Source organism: Pseudobacillus sp. 179-B 2D1 NHS, assembly GCF_045370945.1.
GTDB lineage: Bacteria > Bacillota > Bacilli > Bacillales > Domibacillaceae > Pseudobacillus.
This window is the reverse complement of record NZ_JBIQDP010000039.1, coordinates 22094-28845: the sequence shown is the minus strand read 5'-3', so window position 1 is coordinate 28845 and position 6752 is coordinate 22094. Positions and strand designations below refer to the sequence as shown.

The window sequence follows — 6752 nt, the reverse complement described above, 5'->3', positions numbered from 1 at the left end:
ACCAGCCACCGGTCAAATATCGGCAGCTGGCTGCTTAAAGGTGTTTTGATCCCTGTCTCAAAAATAGGGGTCAGTCCACAACTAAGGACAGGGGCTTTATTCTACTATTCTTTTGCTGCCTTGCTCCAGTCGATGATGCCTTAATGATGTGATAGATCAGCGGTTTTTGTCATAAGTCTATCCCCTTTGAATGTTCTTCTCTTTTGTTCCCTAACTTAAATAATTCAACTGCTGGGAGTCTGGATAAGCCACTCGCCCATAAGCGATAACCTAACTCTAAATCAGTAAGGGACGTGGCTGCCAATACTATGACTAGTCTAACGAACAGCGCCAATAATGGAAGAAAATTATTTTTTGATCATACTTGTTCTCTTAAACAACTCTACCAGCGCTAGGATGATCGGTGCAAGCAGGTCTCATAACCTATATTACTTTTTGCATAAAAAAGAGACCTGTAGCCACAAGTCTCAAGCTCTTCTCATAGTCATTTTCATAATTAGCCAACCCCCCCATAACCATTGATAACAAAGTAAAAAATACTCCCAGATTAATACCTAATCGGAAGAAAAAGTCTGCCTGATAAGTACTTCCTTTATATTCTGCTGTTCCAGAAATCACACCGCAAATTAAGACCTCTAATACTAAGCAGATAATCGAAATCCAAAATGCTCTCGAAACAAATCTCATATGCTCCTCCTATTAACAACACTTGCTAATGAATTACCTTATAACCCCTTATTCGGTAAATAGTTACAACGCATTGATTACGCTTTTGAGACTGGTAGTCATAATAAGTACAATGTACTGTTTTTTTCATTTAAAAACACCTCCATCTTATTAGATGCTTAACGGCTCGGCTATTAAGAAAAAACAAATTCAGTCAGCTACACAAATTTTATTACGCCCCGATTTTTTTGCTTGGTATAATGCTCTGTCCGCCTCTTCAATTAACATGTTTATATTATTGGTAGTATCTCCATAACTTGCAATTCCAACGGAAATTGTCAATGTGATTTTTTGACCATCATTCAATGAAAACGTGTTTTTCTCTACTGCTTTTCTTATATTTTCAGCTATTTCAATTGCCCTATTCAATTGGCAATCTATTAACACTACTGTAAATTCCTCTCCTCCATTACGACTCACCAAATCAAAGCTTCTTGTGCCTTTCCGTAGAAGTAAACCTAATTGTTTTAAAACAGCATCCCCTTCGGCGTGTCCATATGTATCATTTATCCTTTTAAAAAAGTCAACGTCAATATAAAGAAGGGATAAAGGTTTGTTATTTGTTTTAGCATCAGTAGTTAGCTTATTAAACACTTCATCGAATCGCCGTACATTGTTCAAACCTGTTAGTCCATCTATTTTGGCCTCCTCTTTATACTTTTCCAGCAGCATCTGACTATCACGTAAAAATTCAAGGATATAAAAAGCAAGATACCCAGCCGCATAGGAGATAGTCCAATACAGTGGGATTAAATATAAAAGAAAAGAAATATCTTCAATTAAATAAATAACAGTAAAAGAAAAAGAGATATTAGAAAAAGTTAACATGTATAATATTTTTGTATTTCTGGTCAACTGAATTTTTGAAATCCATATGGAAAATATCGCAACAGAAACGATAAACATGATAGAAACATAGGATGAAAGATTAATCCCAATCAAAAACCTACCTATCATCACGAACATTACAGAAATAGCTGTAGGCAATGCTCCACCAGTGGAGGCTAATAAAATAACCGGAATATGCCGTAAATCAATAATCGTTGTTCCAATCTCTATGCTGTATTGCATCAATACATTGCTAGCAAGCCCTCCCGCTGCCCCCACAAGTATCTTTCTTTTAATGGAGGGACTAGAACGAAGAGGAGAGCTTTTTGTGAGATGGGCATATATAAATAAAAGAGAAATAATTATAGTCAAATTCGCAAAGAGATCTTTAATAATCATTTTTATCACCTTAAGGAAATTTATCACATTTACTGGAAAGTTAAAACCAGGAGCCAATAAAATCAGCTCAATTAATTCTATTTCTTTTATAAAAAATTGAAACAGATGCTATTGAGCGTTTTGAAGAATATACAGCAACTATTATGTCCGGGGCAGAAAAGGGGGCAAGAATCAAAAAGCTGATACTATATGAGGTTTACCTTCAAACAAAAACCCCTTGAAGCCAAGTGGCTCAAGGGGTTTCACTATTAATACATTTGTAAATATTGTTCGCGTTCCCAAGGGTGGACTTGTGTGCGGAACATGTCCCACTCAATCTCTTTTGCTTCAATGAAGTGTTCAAGGATATGTTCGCCGAGGGCTGCTTGAATAACTTCATCTTTTCTTAACATGCGAAGTGCTTCTGCTAATGTACCCGGCAGATCCTCTACACCTTCACGTTCCCTTTCTTCTTCGTTCATTGTGTAGATGTTGCGATCAACAGCAGGCGGCGGTGTCATGCTGTTTTTAATGCCGTCAAGTCCTGCTTGCAGAAGGACAGCCATTGCTAAGTATGGGTTTGCTGCCGGGTCTACACTGCGCACTTCCACACGTGTGCTCATGCCGCGAGCAGATGGAATACGGATCAGCGGACTGCGGTTTTGACCAGACCAAGCAACATAACAAGGCGCTTCATAGCCAGGGACAAGCCGCTTGTAGGAGTTTACAGTAGGGTTTGTAATAGCTGTAAATCCTTTCGCGTGCTTGATGGTACCAGCGATAAATTGATAAGCTGTTTCACTTAATTGCAACTCGCCATTTTCATCATAAAATGCATTTTTGCCATCTTTGAATAATGACATATTGCAGTGCATGCCTGATCCACTTACACCAAATAGCGGCTTCGGCATAAAGGTTGCGTGCAATCCATGTTTTCTCGCAATCGTTTTGACAACCAACTTAAATGTTTGGATTTCATCACAAGCAGTTAAGGCATTGGCATATTTAAAGTCAATTTCATGCTGTCCCGGCGCCACTTCATGGTGGGAAGCTTCGATTTCAAAGCCCATTTCTTCCAGCTCTAGCACGATGTCCCGGCGGCAGTTTTCTCCAAGATCTGTCGGTGCCAAGTCGAAGTAGCCACCGTTATCATTAAGCTCTAATGTAGGTTCGCCATTCGCATCCAATTTAAACAAGAAAAACTCTGGCTCAGGCCCTAAGTTGAAATTAGAAAAACCGAGTTCTTCCATTTCCTTCAAAATTCTCTTTAAGTTGCTGCGCGGATCTCCGGCAAAAGGGGTGCCATCTGGCATGTAAATGTCACAAATCAAACGAGCTACTTTTCCTTTTTCCGCTGTCCAAGGGAATACTACCCATGTGTCAAGATCCGGATATAAATTCATATCAGATTCTTCAATACGCACAAATCCCTCGATAGAGGATCCATCAAACATCATTTTGTTATCCAGTGCTTTCGGCAATTGACTCACTGGGATTTCCACATTTTTAATGGTTCCTAAAATATCGGTGAATTGCAGCCGGATGAATTTAACGTTTTCCTCCCTCGCCAAATTCATAATGTCTTCTTTTGTATACTTGCCCATACAAATAATTCCTCCTCAAGATCATACGTTGTGTTTATTTTTAATGAAAATAACGAAAGCGATCTCCGGGCGGAAGATCGTTTCGATAAAAACGACCAGCATTAATAAATTCCTTGCGCAACAATTTCCTTACTTCTTCATCAGTGGAAATCTTTTTCTCTTTGCTCAATTCATTCTTAACTTGATTATGTATGCTCTCATCTTCCTTCAATAAGATTTTTTTCACACCTGCCATATTGACACCTTCATCAAGCAGATCTTTAATTTCGAGCAAACGGTCAATATCATACAAAGAAAAGAGCCGGCGATTGCCTGCAGTCCGTTCTGGACGAATCAATTGATGTTCTTCATAGTAGCGTATCTGCCTGGCGGATAAATCTGTTAGTTTCATCACTGTTCCCATTGGGAATAATGGCATCGAACGCCTGATTTTGCTGCTCATCAATGATCTCTCCTTTCTTTATGTTATTTATTTTATACCCTGTTACTTTATATGTCAAACACATGTTAGGTTTTCTAACATGAAAAAATTGTTATAAAAAACAGCTGCAAGAGCATTTGCTACTTGCAGCCATTTTTTATAACAATTTTTTCTCGATTAACTCATTTAATGCGTAGCAGACCGCAATTTTTACGTGGGCGTACGTTAACCCTCCTTGTACATAAGCGGCAAAGGGTGGGCGTAACGGCCCATCTGAAGACAGTTCAATGCTTGCTCCCTGCACAAACGTCCCGGCTGCCATAATCACATCATCTTCATAACCAGGCATGTAACTAGGATAAGGAGTCACATGGGAATTAACCGGAGAAGCACTTTGAATCGCCTGACAGAAAGCGACCATCTTCTCGCGGTCATCAAATTGGACAGCCTGGATGAGATCAGTTCTTTTCTCGTGCCATTTAGGAGTCGTATTCATTCCCATTTTTTCTAGTATCGCTGCTGTAAAGATGGCTCCTTTTAAACTCTCCGCTACCACGTGCGGAGCAAGAAAGAAACCCTGGTACATCTCCTGCAGACTGTACAGACTCGCGCCTGCCTCGGCACCAATCCCTGGTGAAGTCATCCGATAAGAACAGCTTTCCACGTATTCTGCCTTCCCTGCTATGTAACCGCCTGTTTTTGCAAGGCCGCCTCCCGGATTTTTAATTAATGAACCAGCCATTAGGTCAGCTCCCACATGGCAAGGCTCCTGCTCTTCCGTAAATTCCCCGTAACAGTTATCAACGAAGACAACAACATCGCTTTTTACTTTTTTAACAAATTCAATCATTTCTTTAATATCCGTCATGGTAAACGAAGGGCGGACAGCATACCCTTTAGAACGCTGAATGCCAATCATTTTTGTATTTGGCTTAATGGCTGCCCGAATAGCTGAATAGTCCGGCCGTCCCCCTTCAGCAAGCGGAACGCTTTGATAAGAAATACCAAATTCTTTCAGCGATCCATTTCCTTTGCCGGAAATTCCAACAATCTCTCCCAATGTATCATAAGGGTCACCCGTAATATAAAGAAGCTCATCTCCTGGGCGCAATATACCGAACAAAGCGATCGAAATTGCATGCGTCCCGGAAATAATCTGCGGCCGGACAAGCGCTGCCTCTCCTCCGAACACATCAGCATAAATGCTCTCAAGTGTATCACGACCGCTGTCATCATAGCCATATCCGGTGGAAGGAGTAAAGTGAAATTCACTTACCCGGTGCTTTCTAAAGCTTTCAAGCACCCGAAATTGGTTTAATTCCGCCGTTTTTTCAATCCCTCGATGTACATCGGCAATCTGGGCCTCAGCCTCCTCGGCAATCGGCTGAATAGTTTTTCCTTGTGTCAATAATTCAAACATAACTGTTCTCCCTCTGTATTATGTGTATTTTATCATTTCACCGACAATTGGATGATCCCTAAACATAAATCCTTGCACACGATAAAATTGATCGTCTTCATCAAACGAGATGGAATCTACAATGGTTTCTGTCTTCAACTGGGCGAGCAGCTTGCCGGCAGAGGATGGAATCCGCCCGTTGTATGGCACCATCTGCTCTTTCATCATGCTCTCGATCGTTTCCTTCAATTTCAGGCGGTCTTCTTCATCAAGAGCACTGATGAGTATTGTTTCTGCATCCGAGGAGCGAACGAATTCCTCGTGTTGTTGATCGCTTTTATTATAAACCGTCAATTCTGGCAAATGGTCCATCTCAAGCTGCTCCAGCAGGCTTCTCACAGTCTGTTGGTGCTGGACAAAATCAGGATTTGAACTGTCAACAACATGCAATAATAAATCTGCCTCACTCACTTCCTCAAGGGTAGACCGGAATGCTGCAACGAGCGTTGTCGGCAAATCCTGAATAAAGCCAACGGTGTCGGTGAGAATCGCCTGATAGCCGCTCGGCAAAACTAGTTTCCGAGTTAAAGGATCGAGTGTAGCAAACAGCTGGTTTTCTTCCAGTGACTCAGCAGCAGTCAGCCTGTTGAATAAAGTGGACTTTCCGGCATTCGTGTAGCCAACCAGCGCTATTTGAAATGTTTTGTTCTTTTTTCGGCGACTTCGATACCGCTCACGGTGATGAACGATCGTCTGAAGCTGCCGCTTGATTTCATCAATGCGCCGACGAATGTGACGACGGTCACTTTCAAGCTTTGTTTCCCCGGGTCCTCTCGTTCCGATTCCGCCGCCAAGACGAGAAAGAGCTGTTCCCTGTCCAGCCAGCCGCGGCAGCAAGTACTGCAGCTGAGCGAGTTCTACTTGCAGTTGTCCCTCTCTCGACCGGGCACGGCGGGCAAAAATATCAAGAATTAATTGTGTCCGGTCAATCACCCTGGCAGATAGATCGGCAGAAAGATTTCTAATTTGACTCGGAGACAGCTCATCATTAAAAATAATGATATCAGGCTCCAGTTCCTCCTCTAATCTTTTTAATTCCTCTACCTTTCCTTTGCCAATATATGTGCCTGGGTGGATTCGCTCTCTTTTTTGTGTGATCATGGCTAAGGACTCACCTTGCGCCGTTTCTGTTAGTGATTTCAACTCTTGCATGGAGTACAGAAACTGTTCCGTATCGTCCGTTAACTGGCAACCAGCCAGAATGACTTTTTCTTTTTCCACATTTGTCAATTAGTTTCCTTCTTTCCTTAGATTTTTCTTCCATCATCTTATCAAAAAGGCAGATAAAATACTAATAACTCTGCAACCGCATACGAAACTTAAAAAATTTTTTCTT

General features: G+C 41.3%; 6 protein-coding genes. All 6 read right to left on the bottom strand.

Translation table 11 applies throughout. From position 1 onward, the window contains the following. Nucleotides 1-423: 423 nt before the first annotated feature. The 6 genes from ACH0BF_RS23465 to hflX all read right to left on the bottom strand — a co-directional run bounded on the left by ACH0BF_RS23465 (nt 424) and on the right by hflX (nt 6646). Complete coding sequence (locus ACH0BF_RS23465; RefSeq protein WP_340854582.1) at nt 424-687, bottom strand: hypothetical protein; 264 nt, start codon at nt 685-687, stop codon at nt 424-426. A 189-nt stretch (nt 688-876) separates the two neighbouring features. After that, nucleotides 877-1953: a GGDEF domain-containing protein gene (locus ACH0BF_RS23460; protein WP_340854584.1), complete on the bottom strand. Its 1077-nt coding sequence runs from the start codon at nt 1951-1953 to the stop codon at nt 877-879. Between the two features lie 248 nt (nt 1954-2201). Continuing rightward, nucleotides 2202-3536, bottom strand: a complete 1335-nt coding sequence (gene glnA / locus ACH0BF_RS23455) for a type I glutamate--ammonia ligase (protein ID WP_120037423.1) — start codon at nt 3534-3536, stop codon at nt 2202-2204. A gap of 40 nt (nt 3537-3576) precedes the next feature. After that, entirely contained in the window at nt 3577-3978 is a 402-nt protein-coding gene (locus ACH0BF_RS23450) for a MerR family transcriptional regulator (protein WP_120037422.1), read from the bottom strand. A 136-nt stretch (nt 3979-4114) separates the two neighbouring features. Beyond that, complete coding sequence (locus ACH0BF_RS23445) at nt 4115-5377, bottom strand: methionine gamma-lyase family protein (RefSeq protein WP_406910397.1); 1263 nt, start codon at nt 5375-5377, stop codon at nt 4115-4117. 18 nt (nt 5378-5395) lie between these two features. After that, complete coding sequence (hflX, locus tag ACH0BF_RS23440; RefSeq protein WP_120037418.1) at nt 5396-6646, bottom strand: GTPase HflX; 1251 nt, start codon at nt 6644-6646, stop codon at nt 5396-5398. Nucleotides 6647-6752 lie beyond the last annotated feature (106 nt).